17 protein-coding genes are annotated in these 17,720 nt (G+C 57.5%); 6 read left to right on the top strand and 11 right to left on the bottom strand.

The features are described 5' to 3' along the window. Positions 1-157: 157 nt before the first annotated feature. Positions 158-448: an SCP2 sterol-binding domain-containing protein gene (locus O2N63_RS10755; RefSeq protein WP_271054274.1), complete on the top strand. Its 291-nt coding sequence runs from the start codon at positions 158-160 to the stop codon at positions 446-448. Between the two features lie 24 nt (positions 449-472). Continuing rightward, complete coding sequence (locus tag O2N63_RS10760) at positions 473-1,432, top strand: alpha/beta hydrolase (RefSeq protein ID WP_271054275.1); 960 nt, start codon at positions 473-475, stop codon at positions 1,430-1,432. Positions 1,433-1,460: 28 nt separating this feature from the next. On the opposite strand, the gene pgi is transcribed toward O2N63_RS10760, so the two are convergent. The 9 genes from pgi to O2N63_RS10805 all read right to left on the bottom strand — a co-directional run bounded on the left by pgi (position 1,461) and on the right by O2N63_RS10805 (position 10,278). Next, positions 1,461-3,065 (bottom strand): glucose-6-phosphate isomerase, encoded by a 1,605-nt coding sequence (pgi, locus tag O2N63_RS10765; RefSeq protein ID WP_271054276.1) that lies wholly within the window; start codon positions 3,063-3,065, stop codon positions 1,461-1,463. 24 nt (positions 3,066-3,089) lie between these two features. Further along, complete coding sequence (gene pgl, locus O2N63_RS10770) at positions 3,090-3,764, bottom strand: 6-phosphogluconolactonase (RefSeq protein ID WP_271054277.1); 675 nt, start codon at positions 3,762-3,764, stop codon at positions 3,090-3,092. Further along, entirely contained in the window at positions 3,761-5,215 is a 1,455-nt protein-coding gene (gene zwf, locus O2N63_RS10775) for a glucose-6-phosphate dehydrogenase (protein ID WP_271054278.1), read from the bottom strand. The genes pgl and zwf overlap by 4 nt, the downstream gene beginning before the upstream one ends. A 119-nt stretch (positions 5,216-5,334) precedes the next feature. Next, positions 5,335-6,306 carry an agmatinase gene (gene speB / locus O2N63_RS10780; protein WP_271054279.1) on the bottom strand — a complete coding sequence of 324 codons (972 nt, stop codon included), beginning with the start codon at positions 6,304-6,306 and terminating at the stop codon, positions 5,335-5,337. A gap of 75 nt (positions 6,307-6,381) precedes the next feature. Next, complete coding sequence (locus O2N63_RS10785; protein ID WP_271054280.1) at positions 6,382-6,966, bottom strand: HNH endonuclease; 585 nt, start codon at positions 6,964-6,966, stop codon at positions 6,382-6,384. A gap of 188 nt (positions 6,967-7,154) precedes the next feature. Further along, complete coding sequence (locus tag O2N63_RS10790) at positions 7,155-7,850, bottom strand: alpha/beta hydrolase (RefSeq protein WP_271054281.1); 696 nt, start codon at positions 7,848-7,850, stop codon at positions 7,155-7,157. Next, positions 7,850-8,479: a DNA-3-methyladenine glycosylase family protein gene (locus tag O2N63_RS10795; protein WP_271054282.1), complete on the bottom strand. Its 630-nt coding sequence runs from the start codon at positions 8,477-8,479 to the stop codon at positions 7,850-7,852. The genes O2N63_RS10790 and O2N63_RS10795 overlap by 1 nt, the downstream gene beginning before the upstream one ends. Then, positions 8,472-9,218, bottom strand: coding sequence for a cobalt-precorrin-6A reductase (locus O2N63_RS10800; protein ID WP_271054283.1), 747 nt, complete (start codon positions 9,216-9,218; stop codon positions 8,472-8,474). The genes O2N63_RS10795 and O2N63_RS10800 overlap by 8 nt, the downstream gene beginning before the upstream one ends. 7 nt (positions 9,219-9,225) lie before the next feature. Further along, a complete protein-coding gene (locus O2N63_RS10805) occupies positions 9,226-10,278 on the bottom strand; it encodes a cobalt-precorrin-5B (C(1))-methyltransferase (protein ID WP_271054455.1) in 1,053 nt (350 codons plus the stop codon). 147 nt (positions 10,279-10,425) lie between these two features. On the opposite strand from O2N63_RS10805, the gene cobA reads away from it, so the two are divergent. Genes cobA through O2N63_RS10820 form a run of 3 tightly spaced genes read left to right on the top strand, consistent with a single transcriptional unit; the run spans position 10,426 to position 13,869 of the window. Next, positions 10,426-11,292: a uroporphyrinogen-III C-methyltransferase gene (gene cobA, locus O2N63_RS10810; RefSeq protein WP_271054284.1), complete on the top strand. Its 867-nt coding sequence runs from the start codon at positions 10,426-10,428 to the stop codon at positions 11,290-11,292. Continuing rightward, complete coding sequence (locus O2N63_RS10815) at positions 11,292-12,590, top strand: cobyrinate a,c-diamide synthase (RefSeq protein ID WP_271054285.1); 1,299 nt, start codon at positions 11,292-11,294, stop codon at positions 12,588-12,590. Before cobA ends, O2N63_RS10815 begins: the two co-directional genes overlap by 1 nt. Before the next feature lie 55 nt (positions 12,591-12,645). Further along, complete coding sequence (locus O2N63_RS10820; RefSeq protein WP_271054286.1) at positions 12,646-13,869, top strand: MFS transporter; 1,224 nt, start codon at positions 12,646-12,648, stop codon at positions 13,867-13,869. A gap of 81 nt (positions 13,870-13,950) precedes the next feature. On the opposite strand, the gene O2N63_RS10825 is transcribed toward O2N63_RS10820, so the two are convergent. Beyond that, complete coding sequence (locus O2N63_RS10825; protein WP_271054287.1) at positions 13,951-14,229, bottom strand: hypothetical protein; 279 nt, start codon at positions 14,227-14,229, stop codon at positions 13,951-13,953. A 10-nt stretch (positions 14,230-14,239) separates the two neighbouring features. Continuing rightward, the gene (locus O2N63_RS10830) at positions 14,240-17,056 is read right to left on the bottom strand and encodes a [protein-PII] uridylyltransferase family protein (protein ID WP_271054288.1); all 2,817 of its coding nucleotides are present in this window, start codon (positions 17,054-17,056) and stop codon (positions 14,240-14,242) included. A gap of 127 nt (positions 17,057-17,183) precedes the next feature. Here O2N63_RS10830 and O2N63_RS10835 point away from each other — a divergent pair, with 127 nt between their 5' ends. Next, positions 17,184-17,654, top strand: a complete 471-nt coding sequence (locus tag O2N63_RS10835) for a YbaK/EbsC family protein (protein WP_271054289.1) — start codon at positions 17,184-17,186, stop codon at positions 17,652-17,654. The last annotated feature ends 66 nt before the right edge of the window (positions 17,655-17,720 follow it).

The following is a 17,720-nucleotide window of genomic DNA, read 5'->3' on the forward strand; positions in this document are numbered from 1 at the left end:
GATCTGGGCAATGGCGACCACAACAAGTGAACGTGAATAGCTTCCCAGACGTCACACGCAGAAATAGGCGTTTACGCGGGCGTAAAGCATACGCTAGGCTCTAGGGTGAAAATATTCGCCTGCCCTCTTCGGGCCGGGCAAAACTGGAGGAATATACGTGAGTGACGTGATCACTGCGGCAGTAGCCGCCCTGAGTGAAAAGATTGAAGGCGGGTTTGATGCTGGCACCGCAAAGTTCGTGATCGAGGGCGAAGGCGCCATCATCGTGGATGGTGATGGTGTTCGTGCCAGCGACGACGAAGCAGACGTAACACTGACCGCTGATACAGAGGTGTTCGAAGACATGCTGTCAGGCAACCTGAACCCAACCACGGCATTTATGACCGGCAAATTGTCTGTTGAAGGCAATATGGGGCTGGCCATGCAATTGGGCAGTGTTCTGGGCTAAGCCCTCGCTGACAGATTGCTTCCAATGCTCCATATGCAAAAAGCGCCTCTCTTTGAAGATATAGCAAAGGGGCCCGAACGCGGTCAGGCCTACTGGTTGACCGCGTCTGACGGGGTGCGCATTCGAGTGGGGCATTGGCCTGCGACCGGGACTGAGAACAAGGGCAGTATTCTGCTTTTTCCCGGGCGCACTGAATACGTCGAGAAATATGGTCTCATAGCGTCCGAACTGACTGTCCAGGGCTATGACGTTCTGGCGATTGACTGGCGTGGTCAGGGTCTGGCTGATCGTTCTGATCCTGAGCGCGACCTTGGGCATGTCGGAACGTTTTCCGAGTACCAGATGGATGTGCAGGCCATGCTTGGTCAGGCAGAACTGCTCGAACTGCCCCGCCCTTGGTATTTGATCGGCCACTCAATGGGGGGCTGCATCGGCTTAAGAGCCCTGCAAGAAGGGCTGCCCGTCGACGGTGCGATATTTTCGGCTCCAATGTGGGGTATTGTCATGTCCGCCGCCATGCGCCCGGTCGCATGGGGTCTGAGCTGGGCGCTTCACAAAAGCCGGTTTAAAATGATGCTCACCCCCGGCACAACGCGCGAGACCTATCTTTCACTGGCACCGTTCGAGGACAATCTCCTGACCACAGATCTGGAGATGTTTGACTACATGCGCGATCAGGCATCAGTACATCCCGAACTGACACTTGGAGGTCCGACGACGGGCTGGCTCTATGCAGCGCTGATAGAGACGCGGGCGTTGATGGCATTGCCACCGCCACCGGTCAAAACAGTTACCTTTCTTGGCACGCAAGAGCGGATCGTGATGTCTGAACCGATCATCGCCTACATGGAAAACTGGGAACAAGGGCATCTCGTCATGGTAGACGGCGCTGAACATGAAATCATGATGGAGGCGGCCCCAATCCGCCAACAGGTCTATGACGCGCTCGCGCAGCTTTCCGAAAAACAGGAAGAGCCAGCCTGACACGCAGGCAAGGCTCATATAGAAATGCTTAGGTCAGGTGTTTCACCAGCTGCTGGGTGGACCCGTCCAGCCCATCAACGGACACATCTCCGGCCATAACCGGTTCCAGCGCCACGGCGAGTTCCTTGCCCAGTTCAACGCCCCATTGGTCATATGAATTGATCCCGAGCACCACACCTTCAACAAAAACCCGGTGTTCATAGAGCGCAACAATCTGTCCGAATATGCGCGGGGTGAGTTTGGGGTAGACCAGCGTGGTAGAGGGACGATTTCCGGGGAACACACAATGGGCAGCTTGGCGAGTTCGCTCTTCCCCTTCGAACCCTGCGGCCGCCATCCGCGCTTCGGCTTCTTCCATCGATCGACCCAGCATAAGGGCCTGAGATTGTGCAAGGCAATTGGCCACGAGCAAACGGTGCTGATGCGCAAGATCAGGTTCGTGACCCTCTTTGGCCACCATAAACTCACACGGCACAATCGCGGTGCCCTGATGGATCAGCTGATAAAACGCGTGCTGCCCGTTGGTGCCAGGTTCTCCCCAGACCACAGGACCGGAAACGGTCTCAAGCGCGGCGCCATCCATGCCAACGCGTTTGCCGTTCGATTCCATTTCGAGCTGTTGTAAATACGCAGGTAGTCGCGCCAGACGTTGCTCGTAAGGGAGCACGGCACGGGTCGCATAGCCGCAGATCTGGTGATGCCAGATCCCCACGAGGGCCAGCATCAGGGGCAGGTTCTCGCGCCCTTTGGCCGAGCGGAAATGCGTGTCCATTGCGCGGGCACCGTCCAGCATCTCGTCAAATCGATTTGCCCCGATGGCGATCATCAGCGAAAGCCCGATTGGTCCCCACATGGAATATCGACCACCAACCCAGTCTTCAAAACCGAACACCCGCTCCGGCGAAACTCCCCATTCCGTAGTTTTCTCTTCGTTTGAGGACAGCGCCACCAACTGATGCCCTGCGGCCTCTTCACCGACCTCGCGCGCGATCCAATCCCGTGCGAATTTCGCATTTGTCATCGTCTCGATTGTTGTGAACGTCTTTGAGGCCACAATCACCAGTGTATTCGCTGGATTGAGCCCCTTGAGCGTGTCGTGAATATGCGCCCCATCCACATTCGAAACGAAATGCACTTTGGGGCCATCATGATATGGCGCAAGCGCCTGAACAGCCATTGCCGGTCCAAGGTCCGAGCCCCCGATACCGATATTGACCACATCAGTATAACGCCCACCAGTCGGGGTGCGGATTTGCCCGGACCGCAGACGAGAAGAAAAATCCCTCATACGTTTCAAAGTCTTGTGAACTTCGGGGATCACATCCTCACCATCCACGAAAACTTTCCGGGCGGTCGAAGCTCGCAGGGCGGTGTGCAACACAGCACGCCCTTCGGTCTCATTGATCTTCTCGCCTGAAAACATCGCTTCGCGGCGATCCTCCAATCCAGCGTCTTTTGCCAGAGCCAGCAGGAGGTCCACCGCCTTGTCATCAAGCGCGGTCTTGGACCAGTCAAACAGCATTTCGGCGGCGGAAGTTGAAAATCGATCGGCACGATCCGGGTCTTCAAACAGGTCAGAAATTCGTCGCGCCTGTACCTCAGCCCAATGGCCAGCCAAACTGTTAAAAGTCATCTATTTACCTCTGAAAAGTCAAAGTCACGCGGCCCAGTGGACCGTCATGGCTCCAAGAACGATTTTGACCGGCGCTTCCATCGCATCTTCTGCATTCATCGCGCGCGCCAAGGCGTCGCGTTTAAGCCGTCCAGTGATCACCAGATGTTTGTTCACTGCCGAGTTCAACACACGGGCCGACAGGGTCATTCGCGGTTCCACCGCCCCAGGTGCACGCATCGGCAACAAGGCGGGCGCATGTGGGGCAAGCGCCTCTTCAAGGCGATCTGCCCCCGGAAACAGGCTTGCGGTGTGCATATCTTCGCCCATCCCCAACAAAACAACTGACAAGGGCAAACACCCTTCAATCCTGTCAGCCAGCGCTTCCACGCTTTCTTCAGGGGTTTCTGTGGGGTGATACAGAGGGATCAGGTTGGCCTTGGCGGCGCGGCTTGTCAGCAGACGGTCGCGCAACAAGGCCGTATTTGATCGGGGGTGCGTTTCCGGCACCCAGCGTTCGTCGGTCAGCATCACGTCCACCCGTGACCAATCAAGATCAGCGGCACAAAGGGCGTCAAATATTGGACCAGGTGTGCTCCCACCGGGTACGGCAAGGCTGGCGCGTTCCCCATGCTCCAAAGCCATCACCAGTTCAGAAGCAATCTGATCTGCCAGATCCAGCATCATCATATCTTGGTCAGGATAATCAATCAGGTTCATTCGCGCAGCTCCCTCCAGCGTCGTCCGTCTTTATGCAGCAACATCAACGCCTCTTCTGGACCGGACGAGAAAGCATCGTAGCTATGTGGAACGTCACGCCGTTCTTGCCAGGCTTCGATGATCGGGTCGGTCCAGGCCCAGGCGGCTTCCACTTCATCCCCACGCATGAAGAGCGTCTGGTTGCCGCGGATCACGTCCATGATCAGACGTTCATAGGCGTCTGGCACATCTGCCACCTCTTCCCCAAGTGCTTCGGCAAAGGTCATGTCGAGCGGCACGTCGATCAGGCGCATCCCCCCCGGCCCCGGCTCTTTGATCGTCACTTTCAGATCCATGCCCTCATTCGGTTGCAAACGGATCGAAAGTTCGTTGGCGGACTGACCGGTATCCTCTTCAAAGATCGAATGGGGCGGTTCCTTGAAACGCACCACGATTTCGGACATGCGCGCACGCAAGCGCTTGCCCGTGCGCAGGTAGAACGGAGTGCCGTTCCAGCGCCAGTTCGATACATGCAGTTTCATCGCCACAAAGCTTTCGGTGCGACTGTCTTCTGCTTCGGCATCCTGCGTATAAGGGGCCACATCATCATCACCGAGATATTGCCCACGCACCAGATCTTCGGGTTCAACCGGATCAAGCGCTCGGATTACTTTGAGTTTTTCATCACGCACCGCATCGGGATCAAATTTCGACGGCGGTTCCATTGCGGTCAGGCACAGAAGTTGCATCAGGTGGTTCTGCACCATGTCACGCATTGCACCAGAGCGGTCATAATAGGCCCCTCGCCCTTCGACCCCTACGGTTTCGGCAACGGTGATTTGAATGTGATCGACATATTGCGCGTTCCAAAGAGGCTCAAACAGCATGTTCCCGAACCTGAGCGCCATCAAGTTTTGTACCGTTTCCTTGCCGAGGTAGTGGTCAATACGATAGATCTGCCTTTCCTCGAAATGCTGCGCCATCGTTGCATTGAGCGCCCGAGCGGTCTCAAGATCATGCCCAAACGGTTTCTCGACAACAATGCGGGCGTCGGGACCGGCGATTGCGTGGGATTTCAGGCGTTCGGCAATTGGCTCAAACAGGCGAGGTCCGACAGAGAAATAAAACGCGTGGACCACGTCATCGCGCATTTCTTTTGCGAGTTCCGACCATCCCATGTCCCCCAAAGCATCAACGGTTACATAGGAAAAACAGCCAAGGAATGCTTTCAACACCTCGGGATCACATTTCTTTTTTGAAACGAACTCAAGCACAGCACTTTCGACGAACTGTCGGTACTTAGCAGTGTCGATATCTGATCGCGCAGCGCCAATGATTCGTGCGCCGTCTGGCATCTGCCCATCACGAAAACGCCGATACAGCCCTGGCAAGATCTTGCGGCGAGCCAGATCACCGGTTCCTCCAAAGATCACCAAGTCAAAAGGATCTACGGGGATTACGCGCGAAACCATAGTGTTCTCCGTATTGATGTTAGCGCTAACGAGCTTTCATTCCGCGTACTTAACCCAGTGCGCCAGCAAAGTCTAGCACGACGTTTAATGGGCTCAAACCAACTAACTGGTTCGCCCCCTTATTGCTCTTGCCGGAACATGACACAAAGCAGCTCGAACATGATCGAAGCCCCGAGATAGGCCGTGGCGCCGGTTGGGTCAAACGGGGGTGAAACTTCAACAAGATCAGCGCCAATAATATTCACCACTTCAAGCTCTCTGACAACCTGAATAGCCTGATAGGAGTTTGGTCCGCCCACTTCGGGTGTACCGGTTCCCGGAGCAAAGGCGGGGTCCACAAAATCGATATCGTAACTGACATATGTATCCCGATCCCCCACGATGTCGCGCGCTTCGGCCATCACCTCTTCAACCCCTCGTGCATGGAATTCCTCAATTGGAATAACGCGTATGCCAACACTATCGGCAAAGTCCCGATCTTCGTTGTCATAGGCAGTACCCCGGATACCAATCATCACCACACGTCTCGGATCCAGAAGCTCCTCTTCCACCGCACGACGGAACGGCGTTCCATGGGTGTACATGGTGCCATCGAAATAAGAGTGAAACAGATCCGTATGGCTATCAAAATGTACCATGCCGAGCGGATCATCCCCCGACAATGCCCGCAAGATTGGTAGAGTGCAAAGGTGATCCCCCCCACCAGTCATGGGCCGGATCCCTGCCTTTTTCACGCGCGCGTAAAACGCCTGCATCCGTTCAAGACTGTCAATGATATCCGCTGGGTTTGGGGCCACATCCCCCAGATCTGCGCAATTCATCGCCTCAAATGGGCGTTTGCCAGTGGCCCCGTTCTGCGCCCGTATCATCGTGGACATATCGCGCAACTGGCGCGGGCCATGTCGGGGCCCTGGCCTGTTGGTGGTGCCACCGTCCCACGGTGCACCGATCAACCCAATGTCCACGTCGCCAATACGCGGGTGATCCAGATCCACATGCGGCAGCCGCATAAATGTGGGCACGCCCGCAAATCGGGGCAGATCAAATCCGGATACAGGGGTGAAAAAACTGTCAGACGGTTTGTTGGTCATTTAGGCCTCCCTTTCAAACAGGCTAGCCTGCCCGCCGTTTGAGGTCTTGCCTTTTTTGGCCTCGATTGTTGTAAATCAGGCGTCGAGTTCAGCATCCCAATAAAGAAAATCCATCCAACTGTCGTGCAGGTGATTTGGAGGAAATTTTCGCCCGGCATTGCGCAACTCTTCCGCTGTGGGCTGTCGGGCTGGTTTGCGCAGCGACAGGCCCGAATTCCGCAACGGTTTGCACCCTTTTCTCAGATTGCACCTTTGACAGGCCGCAACCACATTTTCCCAGCTGGTCACGCCACCGGCAGCCCTAGGCACCACATGATCAAAGGTCAAATCACCCCTTGATCCGCAATACTGGCAACAAAACTCATCCCTCAGAAATAAATTAAAGCGCGTGAAGGCCACGCGCTTTTGAGGTTTTACATAGTCTTTGAGGACAACCACCGAAGGTATCCGCATTTCCATACTCGGGGAATGAACCAACTCATCATATTCCGCGAGGATATTGACCCGATCCAGAAATACCGCCTTGATTGCTTCCTGCCAGGGCCACAGCGAAAGCGGATAATAGGATAAAGGCCTGAAATCCGCATTCAGGACCAGCGCCGGATGTTGCTTTATCCGCCCCGGCTCCCGAGTAAACTCTGTTCTGAAATCGCCATCCATTTGGGACTCCCCTACCGCCCGGTGTACAACCTCTTGTGGTTCACGGGGCGGGAGCTCCGCCCCTGCGCTTAATTTAACTATATATAGGATAGAGAACCAAGCAACCCCCAAGATAGAGGGCCACTCAAGTTATAGCAGCAAGGGATGACAGCAATGTGTCGGAATATTTTGACCCGGTGCGTGAGGCTTTATTGTGCCTCTGCCTCACCCATCTGCATTTTCTGGATGCCCAGTTTGTCGAGCATGAATTGCAGCGCCACTGACAATCCTTCCATGGCAATCCCATGCCCGGTACCTTTCATGATGAACCCATAGGTCTCAAACCCATTGACCTCAAGAATGGTTCCGCTTTCACTGAAATGCTGTGGCGGCACCATGTCATCCTGATCCCCATGGACCAAAAGCACCGGAGGTTTGCTCACGATGTGATTTGCAAACTCATCGGGCTCCAGCATCCGACCGGAAAACGCGACAATCCCAGCCACAGGGTCCGCACGTTTTGGCAACACGCGAAGGCTCATCATTGTGCCTTGTGAAAATCCGAAAACAATGAGTTGTGAGGGGGTTATCCCCTCTTCCTCAAGTACACCGTCGAGAAAGGCATTGATGTCTGCTTCGGCCATTTCCGCCCCACGCATCGCATCTTCTTCGGCTGATCCGTCAAGCCATGGGATCGGGAACCACTGATATCCCATAGGGTTACCAGCGCATTTTTCCGGCGCATCCGGTGCGATAAACACGGTGTCGGGCAGGTGTTCCGACAATGGATCCGCCAGCCCCAGAAGGTCCGCCCCATCCGCGCCATAGCCATGCAGAAACACCACCACGGATTTGGTTGTGCCTGATGCCGCGGGGCGGCGTTTTGCATCCAGAATGCGAGTCATCAGCGGATCCCTTCCCTTTGTTTGACCACCCGGTAATAGGCCCAGAGCAGCCGGGCTGCAACGCCCCGCCAGGGGGACCACGCTTCAGCCATCACTTTCAGTTCACGATCTTTTGGTCTTTCCGGGAGATCAAACAGTTCTTTTGCCGCCTCCTGCAGCGCCAGATCCTTGGCAGGAAAGATGTCCGCGCGTCCCAACGAGAACAGTGCGTAAATCTCTGCGGTCCATTCCCCGATACCAATCACCGAAGTCAACTCGGCGATCACATCGTCTGAAGGCGTGGTGCGTAAGGCATTGTAATCTATACCTGCTTGCGCAAGCGCATGGGCATAACGGATTTTGGGGCGGGACAGGCCCAGATTTGCCAGATCATCTTGACTGGCCGCAGCGACGCGCTCTGGCGTCATCATCCCTGCCTCTTCGATCCTCGACCAGATTGCAGCCGCAGACGCGGTAGACACCTGCTGGCTGATGATCGCGGAAAACAGGGCCTTAAACCCATCAGGCCGTAGGCGCAGTGGGATCTCTTCGATCTGGTCGAGCACCAGCGCAAACCGTGGCTCGCGTGTGACCAGCCAATCGGCCCCTTCGCGCAAGCACTCGGGGCCTTGGATAATACGCTCATCCATCGCGGGCGCCTTCATGAGCTCGAACCCACACCAACACCTCTTCGACGCTTTGGACCGTCGGAGCATGTACTGCGGGTGGGCGTGAAATCATAGCAACCGAAATCCCAAGATCCCGCGCGGCCGCGAGCTTTGCCCGCGCCGCACCACCAGCGTTTTTGGCGACAAGCCAAGTCACGCCAAGTTCTTGAAACAACGCGATTTCCTCCTCTTTGGTATACGGAGGGCGTCCGGCAATCCAGCCACCAGACAAAGCAAAGGGTTCCGAGCCCCCATCCACTTTACGGCAAAACAAAACCCGATACGGGAGCGCCTCTGCAATCGCTTCGCTTTGCTTTCCGGTCGCCAGAAAAACCCGCGCAGAAGGCGGAATTACCGTGGCGAGCATTTTGATATCATTCACCTCATGCCAATGCTCCCCGGCCTCAGGTTCCCATGCCGGACGGGAAAAGCGCAGATACGGAATGCTCAGTTCCCGGCAGATATCGGCAGTTCGATCAGAGATCGTGGTCGCGAAGGGATGGGTGGCGTCTATGACAAGGGATATCTTCTCATCTCGCATGACCGAGTTCTGCCCATCACGCCCGCCAAACCCGCCGTGTCGCGTCTGGACGGGCAACCTGCGTGGAGATTTGGTCACCCCTGCCAGCGAGGCCAGAACATCATATCCTTGCTCGGCAAGCCGTGCGGCCAACTCGTGTGCTTCTGTTGTTCCAGCAAGGAGAAGGATACGCCCTATCATTGATCCTTCACCCGGCGCGGGCAATGATGTTGCCGGTGCGATCAATGATCACGATATCGGGAGTACAGGCAGCATCGCGCAATAGAGTGCGCACGTTTGACAGTGCGCGATCTGCGATCATTTCAGACATTTTTCCACGATGCTTTTCAAAGACTTGCAGAGCAGTATTCATGTCCCTCACCTCATCATCACCCAGCCAATCTGCCAATAGGTCGAAATCCACCTGACTGCGTCGCGAATGCAAATCGCGCGCGCCCTGCGCCAGCTTGGTGATCTTTCCGATACCTCCACCGACCGTGACACGGTCTACCGGATTTCGGGCCAGGTATTTCAACATGCCGCCCGCAAAATCACCCATATCGATCATCGCGCCGGTGGAAAGGCCGTAGAGTGATTTCACCGTAGTCTCAGAGGTCGCTCCGGTGCATCCCGCCACATGAGGCAACCCCGTAGCCCGCGCCACATCCACCCCGCGGTGGATCGACGCAATCCATGCCGAACAGGAAAACGGGCGCACAACACCTGTGGTGCCGAGAATCGACAGCCCCCCGACAATGCCAAGACGCGGGTTCCAGGTCTTCTCTGCCAGTGCCGCACCGTTTCGGACTGAGATCGTCACATCGAGATCTGTGGATTTGCCGTATTTGCGCGCGGCGGAATGAATCACGTCCGTTATCATCTGGCGCGGCACGGGGTTGATCGCCGGTTCTCCGGGCGGGATTGGAAGGCCGGGTTTTGTGACCGTGCCCACGCCGTCCCCCGCCAGAAACCGGATCCCCTGCCCTTCGTGACCCATCTGCACGCGCGCCATGATCAGCGCACCATGGGTCACGTCCGGGTCGTCGCCAGCATCCTTGATCACGCCCGCCATGGCCCAATCGGGGCCAGCCTCGGTGATTTCCAACGCAAATTCAGGCATTTCCCCTTTCGGAAGGGTGATTGAGACACGCTCGGGAAAGGCCCCTCCCCACAGCTTTTCGACCGCTGCGCAGGTGGCGGCTGTGGCGCAGGCACCTGTGGTCCATCCACGGCGCAATTGGGGAGTATCTTCATGTGTCATCGGCGCGACCATAGCAGCGACATTCTGCATGGCCAATCGTCGTTTCACCGTTGCAAACCATCGCGATCACAATTTCAATTCGTTCTTCCGCTATTGAATGTCGTAACATGGCTTTCCCACCACCCACACGCAGCCTATAAGGCCCCCATGCAAGAGACAGTTTCCTTCCCTGCTTCCCTTGGCGGAAGTGAATGGCCCGAATTGAAACCCGGTTGGGTTTGGCTCGTGGGCGCAGGTCCGGGCGATCCGGGGCTTCTGACGCTGCACGCATTGAATGCCATCCGTCAGGCCGACGTGATCGTCTATGATGCGTTGGTGCAGAAAGTGATTCTCGACTGGGCACGACCTGATGCCGAAGTGATTTACGCGGGCAAACGCGGCGGGAAACCTTCGGCCAAGCAACGCGATATCTCTCTGCAATTGGTGGACCATGCCCGCGCTGGCAAGCGTGTGTTGCGCCTGAAAGGGGGCGATCCCTTTGTCTTCGGGCGCGGTGGCGAAGAGGGGCAGACGCTGGTTCAGCATGACGTCCCAATCCGCATCATTCCCGGCATCTCGGCCGGAATCGGTGGGTTGGCCTATGCAGGCATTCCGGTAACTCACCGCGACGTGAACCAGTCAGTCACTTTTGTCACCGGTCATGATCAGTCCGGCGACACGCCCAGCTCGCTTGATTGGGAAGCGATCTCTAAAGGGTCGCAGGTGATCGTCATCTACATGGGCATGAAACATCTGGATCGGATTCGCACCGCTCTGATTAACGCCGGTCGCCCTGAAGATGAGCCGGTCGCAATTGTGACCAATGCCACCACACCAGAGCAGCGCGTTCTGGAAACCAATTTGTCGACTTGCGTAGAAGACGCGGATGCACAAGGGTTTGGTGCGCCTGCCATCATTTGCGTGGGCCGCGCGACCCTGATGCGTCAGGCATTGGACTGGCAGGCGATTGCGCAAGGGATTGCGCCACGTAATACCGATCCGATGGGGCGTGGCCGCCCGGCTGAAGACCGGTGATGGCAAAGCGGGACCATAACCGGGATCATCCTCGCGGATTGATCATCGCGGCCCCCTCCTCCGGGTCAGGCAAGACCACGCTGACATTGGGAATTTTGCGCGCCTTGACCCGTCAGGGCCATGCGGTGACCGGGGCAAAATCCGGGCCTGACTATATCGACCCGCGCTTTCATGCGGCGGCTTGTGGACGGGAGTGCATGAACCTCGACGCCTGGGCCATGTCACCTGATCGGATTAAAACATTGGCCGCTGATGGCAGCGAGCTGTTGATCATCGAAGGCGCAATGGGGCTGTTCGACGGAGCCCCGCCTGAAGGCAAAGGTGCCACGGCGGATCTCGCCCGAATTCTGAACCTTCCTGTGGTGCTGGTTGTGGATTGTGCCCGGATGGCACAATCCCTCGCCCCGCTGATCGCGGGCTTTGCAGGCCATGATCCGGATGTACATGTGGCCGGTGTGATCCTCAATCAGGTGGGCAGTGCGCGGCACGAAGCAATGCTACGCACATCAATGGCGCGCGCCGGTCTGCCAGTGCTTGGTGCAGTTTACCGCCAAGACCAAATGGCCCATCCATCGCGCCATCTTGGGCTGGTACAAGCAGGAGAGCATCCGGACCTGCAAGCCTATCTGGACAGGGTTGGCGATGCCGTTGAAGTGGCCGTTGATCTAGAGGCCCTTACGTCGCTGGCAACCGGGCTTCCCTCGGCGCCGAAGGCACCGCGCCTGACCCCGCCGGGGTCTCGCATCGCTGTGGCACATGATCGCGCCTTTGCCTTTGCCTATCCGCATATTCTGGCGGACTGGAGACAGGCTGGCGCAGAAATTCTGCCCTTCTCGCCACTCGCGGATGACATCCCGGACAAGGATGCAGATTTCATCTTTCTGCCCGGCGGCTACCCGGAACTTCACGCAGCCCAACTGGCCGCCGCTTCCACTTTCAAAACGGCCATGCGGTCGGCCACCTGCCCAATCTATGGGGAATGCGGTGGATATATGACTCTCGGCCAAGTGATTGTGGACAAAGAGGGAAACAGCCACGAGATGCTCGGCCTGCTTGGGCTTGAGACGAGTTTTGCCACACGCAAGTTGCATCTGGGTTATCGCCATCTTGTCGCCAGTTCCGGGCCATTCATCGGGCGCTGGAACGCACATGAATTCCACTATGCAACGACGCTGAAAGCGGACGGAGAACCCCTTTTTGACGCGACAGATGCCGAAGGGCAAACGCTTGTGCCTATGGGGCTGACCCACGAAAACGTGTCCGGCAGCTTTGCGCATCTCATCGACAAAGCGGATTGATTTTCATCATGCAATTTGATTGGTGCATAGGGTTAGTACCGGATACATATGCGCCATGACGAATATAAATACCCTACCCTCAGATGACAGTCGTGCCCGGCGCAATGTGACCATCCTTGTATTGGCTCAGGCCATTCTCGGATCACAGATGCCGATGATCTTCACCATGGCAGGGTTGGCCGGACAATCACTGGCCTCGAACCCCTGTTGGGCAACCCTGCCAATCTCACTGATGGTGGGGGGGTCCATGGTCTTTGCCAACCCGGTAAGCTGGGTGATGCAGACCTATGGCCGTAAAGTCGGGTTTTGGCTGGGGACAACCGGTGGCTCAGTGGGCGCGGCGATCAGCGCCTATGCGTTGATGCAGGCGGATTTCACCCTGTTCCTGCTTGGGTCGTTCCTGATGGGGCTTTATCAATCTGCACAGGGTTTCTATCGCTTTGCCGCTGCTGATACCGCGTCACCTGAATTCCGCCCCAAGGCAATTTCATACGTCATGGCCGGGGGGCTCGCAGCTGCGGTGATCGGCCCGCAACTTTTCAACCTGACCAATGACATGATGGTCGTGCCGTTCCTTGGGGCCTATCTGTCAATCATTGCGATCAACCTCATCGGGTCGCTGCTGTTCTTTGGTCTCGACATCCCGAAACCAGAAAAGCCGCATCAAGACGCTCCGAAAGGGCGCTCGCGAAAAGAGTTGTTACAGGATCCCGTCATTGCGGTGGCGATCATCTGTGGCATGGTGTCCTATGCGCTGATGAACCTTGTGATGACCTCGACCCCGCTTGCCGTGGTGGGCTGCGGGTTTGAAACCGACATGGCGGGTAACATTGTGACCGCCCACGTTCTGGCCATGTTCATCCCGAGCTTTTTCACCGGCCACCTGATTGCCCGCTTTGGGGTGCGTTCCGTGATCGCAACCGGGTTGTTCATTCTGGGCATGGCCGGGATCGTGGCGCTTCAGGGAGTCGAGATTGAGAACTTTTTCATCGCGCTTGTGCTGTTGGGATTCGGTTGGAATTTTGGGTTCATTGGCGCGACATCCATGTTGGCCGGTGCCCATACGCCGGAAGAGCGCGGCCGGGTGCAGGGTATGAACGATATGATCGTCTTTGGCTGCGTGACCATCGCCTCGCTGGCCTCAGGCGGTTTGATGAATTGTTCCGGCGGTACAGCGGTTGAGGGCTGGAGCGCGGTGAACCTCGCCATGGTGCCATTTCTTGCGCTGGCTGGAGCATCCCTGATCTGGCTGATGCTGCGCCCGAAGGAAGAGTTCTGAGCTATTAAGGGGCGCTGCCTCTTGCCGCTTTGCGGCTCACCCCGGGATATTTCTGGTCAGAAGAAGTAGGAAGAGCCAAGCCTAGCTGTTCTTTACCCGACCGTTGCGCCCGCCGCGGCGGCCCGAAGCCTGAGCGGGCTTGAGAGCGTCTTGCATAACCGTCGTCATCGGGTGGTCGGGCGCGCTGGAGCCAAAGGCATCGAGCAGCAGCTTGATCCGCTCGGGCTGGGGCATTTCATGTTCGTCAAACAGCGCCCAGTCGAGGAAGATCGAGCGGCATTCCTCCGCTCGGATCCCGTCGATCTTGTAGCTCTCACGGATCAAGCCGCGCTTATCAATGGCTGCGATCAATTCGTTCATGTTGTCCCCCTCAGCCATCACTTACCCCAGTTTGGGGTGGATGGGCCAAAACATCTTCAATGGCCTCAGCGGCACGGGCGGCACGGGTTTGCAACTCGGCCACCAGTTCGGCCTCATTCTCAACCCCCGTTTCGCGCAACAGAAGATCCTGGCCGCCCTGCCCCTGTGTCTCAAGGTCCAGAGGCCCTTCGCTGAGCAGTTTGGATGCCGCCTGCAAGCGCCACATTAGGTCGTGACTGTCCGCCATCGCTTGCCCTTGCGCGTCAGTGAACCATCCAATTGCGACCCCTTGAGCGATCTGGTCGCGTGGCGTGCGGGCGGTATCCGGGGCGATCAGCGCCGCGGCCTGCGCCACCAGCTCTACGTCCTGCAAATGGCCCACCCCAAGTTTGGCCTCAAGCGCCCCTCCGCCATCGCCTTTGGCAGCCGCAATCCGCGCGCGCATGTCGATCACGTCCTGCACCACTTTCGCGTGGTCACGGTCAAACTCAAACACCTCTTGCCGGGCCGCCATGTAAGCGGCGGACAGATCTTCAGGGCCCGTCACCACACGCGCGCGGGTCAGCGCGAGGTGCTCCCATGTCCAGGCCTCGTCCCTTTGATAGGCCCGGAAACTGTCGATTGAGGTCGCCACCGGCCCTTGTCGGCCTGACGGGCGCAGGCGCATGTCGATCTCATAAAGCTTGCCTTCGGCCATTGGCGCGGACACAGCTGTGACAAAGGCCTGCGTGAGCCGCGCATAATAGGGTTTGGTGGCCAGCGGGCGACGCCCCTCGGACCCTTCAGCCCCTTCCGCGTCATAGATCACGATAAGATCAAGGTCGGAGGTTGCGGACAAGGAGCGCGCGCCCAGACTACCCATTCCAACGATCACCGCGCCCTTGCCCGGCGGGGGGCCGTGTTTGACCGAGAAGTTCTCGACCACCACCGGCCAGAGCGCCTGGATCACCGCATCCGCCAGATCCGTGTATTGGTTCCCAGCCTCGCGTGCATGAACAAGCCCGCGCAGGAAATGCACACCAATGCGGAAATGCCATTCCTTCATCCAACGCCGAGTGGTGTCGAGCTTGGTTTCATAGTCGGGCGCTTTGGCAAGACGGTCCGTAAGAGCCGCGGTCAGAGTGTCCCGACCGGGCCAGGGTTCAAAGAACCCACCGCCAATCACGGCATCCAGAACCTGCGCATTGTTCCCCAGATAGGCTGCAAGTGCGGGGGCCGTAGCCGCGATGTCAACGATCAGATCCACCAATGTCGGGTTGGCTTCAAACAGCGAGAAAAGCTGTACACCCGCAGGCAGGCGCTTCAAAAACCCATCGAACTGGATCAACGCATCATGCGGGCGCGGCGCATCCGCGAGCCGTGCCAGAAGGTCAGGTTTCAGGCGTTTGAAAATCTCAACCGCCCGAGAGGAGCGCAAGCAGGAGTAGGTTTCCCAACGGGCCACGATCTCGGCATCGTTCGTATCCAGTTGCGGGGCGGATTTCGATCCATCCTCCGGTGCAAAAAACCCTTCTGTCACCTCATGCACTTCGGTGAGAGCGTCATGGATACGGGTTTTCAACGCCTCAGTATCCCCCTCGCCCATCATCCGGGCCAGACGGTCAAACTCTTCTGGGCTGGTGGGCAACTTGTGGGTTTGCGCATCCCTAAACATCTGGACACGATGCTCTACATCTCGATGGAACCGATAGTGGCGAGACAGCACTTCGGCAGTCTCATCCGGAATCCATCCCGCATTTGCAAGCGAGGCCAATCCCGGTACGGTCTGACGCGAGCGCAGGTTTTCGTCACGACCGCCCGCAATGATCTGTCGGGTCTGGGTGAAAAACTCGATCTCACGAATGCCACCGCGCCCCAGCTTCATGTCATGCCCCGCCAGAGTGATGTCTCCGTGCAGACCTTTATGAGCGCGGATGCGCAGACGCATGTCATGGGCATCCTGAATGGCGGCAAAGTCCAGATGCTTGCGCCAGATGAATGGACTGAGACGTTTGAGATAGGCCTCGCCGGCCGCAATGTCGCCGGCGCATGGGCGCGCCTTGATATGGGCGGCGCGTTCCCAAGTGCGACCAAGGCTTTCGTAATACCGTTCGGCGGCTTCCATCGCCACGCAAACCGGCGTCACCGCGGGATCCGGGCGCAGACGCAGATCGGTGCGGAACACATAACCATCGGCGGTGAGTTCCGACAACATCGCGCTCATTTTTCGCGTGGAACGAATATGGCTCGCACGGGCGTCATGAAAATCCAGACCGTCAAAGCGGCTGTCATCAAACAGCATGATCAGGTCGATATCCGAGGAATAGTTGAGCTCATGCCCACCCATCTTGCCCATCGCCAGCGCCACCATGCCGCCTGAGGTGGCAATGTCATCCTCTGTCATCCCCGGCAATTTCTTGCGTCGGATTTCCTGCCCGACCTGAAACTGCATCGCCAGATCGGTCGCGTGACCCGCAAAGTCAGTCAAGGCCCCGGTCACATCTTCAAGCTGCCACACGCCTGCAAGATCGGCGAGACCGGTCAAAAGTGCGATCCGTTGTTTGGCCACGCGAAGAGAGGTGCGAAGTGCTGCGTCACTGTCCCCGGAAATGTCCTCCATCGCCTGGGCAAACGCGGCCTCGGGGCTTTGCGATAGCGCCTCGCGCAACCAGCTTTCCTGCCGTTCCATCAGGCCACGCAGATAGGGAGAGCACCCTGCCGTTCCAGACAGAACAGCGCGAAGCTCTGGCGCCAAATCAGAAAATCGTTCGGCAATGTCGTTTGCCGGGTCGGCCTCGAAAGCGATTGGGGTTCGGGTGATGCGGGCGGCAAAGGGCTGTGTCGTCATGAGGCAAACCTGCCTTTCACCCGTCGTGGGGTCAACCGCTCTTCGCCCCCTGCGACAATCCGGTTGATGTCCACTGGGCCCCACCGTTAGGGTCCGTTCTTGATGAACGGGCTATAGGGCGCAAACAATGTCAAAATCACTGAAACGCGTGCGCAGGGCATTGGACGAACACGGCATTGATGCTGAAATACTGGAAATGAGCGATGTCACGCGCACGGCTGCGGATGCCGCCCGCGCGGCGGGTTGCGAGATTGACCAGATCATCAAGTCGATCATCTTTCGTGGTGAGGAAAGTGGCGAGGCGCTGTTGTTCCTGACCGCAGGCGGCAATCAGGTGGATGCAGGCAAAGCCGCAGCACTGGCAGGTGAGCCGTTGGGCAAAGCTGATGCGGGCCTTATCCGGGCGCAAACCGGCTTCGCCATCGGTGGGGTCTCTCCTGTGGGTCATGTGAACCCGATCCGCGCCTTTTATGATGCGCGCCTGTTGGAATTTGACCAAGTCTGGGCGGCCGCGGGCACCCCCCGCCATGTCTTTGCCGCCAGTCCGCAAGATCTGATCGCCGCAAGCGGGGCAAAGGCGGGTAATTTCACCGAGTGAGGAACCTCTCGAGTTATTTCCTCGATCTATAAGTTTTTCGGAAACAATTCAGGGCATCCTGTCAGG

Source organism: Aliiroseovarius salicola (assembly GCF_027891095.1).
GTDB classification, from domain to species: Bacteria; Pseudomonadota; Alphaproteobacteria; order Rhodobacterales; family Rhodobacteraceae; genus Aliiroseovarius; species Aliiroseovarius salicola.

What these genes read in the sequence shown, in the direction of transcription:
- O2N63_RS10760 (WP_271054275.1), top strand. Translation starts at nt 473, where the DNA reads ATGCTCCATATGCAAAAAGCGCCTCTCTTTGAAGATATAGCAAAGGGG.
- pgi (WP_271054276.1), bottom strand. Translation starts at nt 3,065, where the DNA reads ATGACTTTTAACAGTTTGGCTGGCCATTGGGCTGAGGTACAGGCGCGA.
- pgl (WP_271054277.1), bottom strand. Translation starts at nt 3,764, where the DNA reads ATGAACCTGATTGATTATCCTGACCAAGATATGATGATGCTGGATCTG.
- zwf (WP_271054278.1), bottom strand. Translation starts at nt 5,215, where the DNA reads ATGGTTTCGCGCGTAATCCCCGTAGATCCTTTTGACTTGGTGATCTTT.
- speB (WP_271054279.1), bottom strand. Translation starts at nt 6,306, where the DNA reads ATGACCAACAAACCGTCTGACAGTTTTTTCACCCCTGTATCCGGATTT.
- O2N63_RS10785 (WP_271054280.1), bottom strand. Translation starts at nt 6,966, where the DNA reads ATGGATGGCGATTTCAGAACAGAGTTTACTCGGGAGCCGGGGCGGATA.
- O2N63_RS10790 (WP_271054281.1), bottom strand. Translation starts at nt 7,850, where the DNA reads ATGACTCGCATTCTGGATGCAAAACGCCGCCCCGCGGCATCAGGCACA.
- O2N63_RS10795 (WP_271054282.1), bottom strand. Translation starts at nt 8,479, where the DNA reads ATGGATGAGCGTATTATCCAAGGCCCCGAGTGCTTGCGCGAAGGGGCC.
- O2N63_RS10800 (WP_271054283.1), bottom strand. Translation starts at nt 9,218, where the DNA reads ATGATAGGGCGTATCCTTCTCCTTGCTGGAACAACAGAAGCACACGAG.
- O2N63_RS10805 (WP_271054455.1), bottom strand. Translation starts at nt 10,278, where the DNA reads ATGACACATGAAGATACTCCCCAATTGCGCCGTGGATGGACCACAGGT.
- cobA (WP_271054284.1), top strand. Translation starts at nt 10,426, where the DNA reads ATGCAAGAGACAGTTTCCTTCCCTGCTTCCCTTGGCGGAAGTGAATGG.
- O2N63_RS10815 (WP_271054285.1), top strand. Translation starts at nt 11,292, where the DNA reads ATGGCAAAGCGGGACCATAACCGGGATCATCCTCGCGGATTGATCATC.
- O2N63_RS10820 (WP_271054286.1), top strand. Translation starts at nt 12,646, where the DNA reads ATGACGAATATAAATACCCTACCCTCAGATGACAGTCGTGCCCGGCGC.
- O2N63_RS10825 (WP_271054287.1), bottom strand. Translation starts at nt 14,229, where the DNA reads ATGAACGAATTGATCGCAGCCATTGATAAGCGCGGCTTGATCCGTGAG.
- O2N63_RS10830 (WP_271054288.1), bottom strand. Translation starts at nt 17,056, where the DNA reads ATGACGACACAGCCCTTTGCCGCCCGCATCACCCGAACCCCAATCGCT.
- O2N63_RS10835 (WP_271054289.1), top strand. Translation starts at nt 17,184, where the DNA reads ATGTCAAAATCACTGAAACGCGTGCGCAGGGCATTGGACGAACACGGC.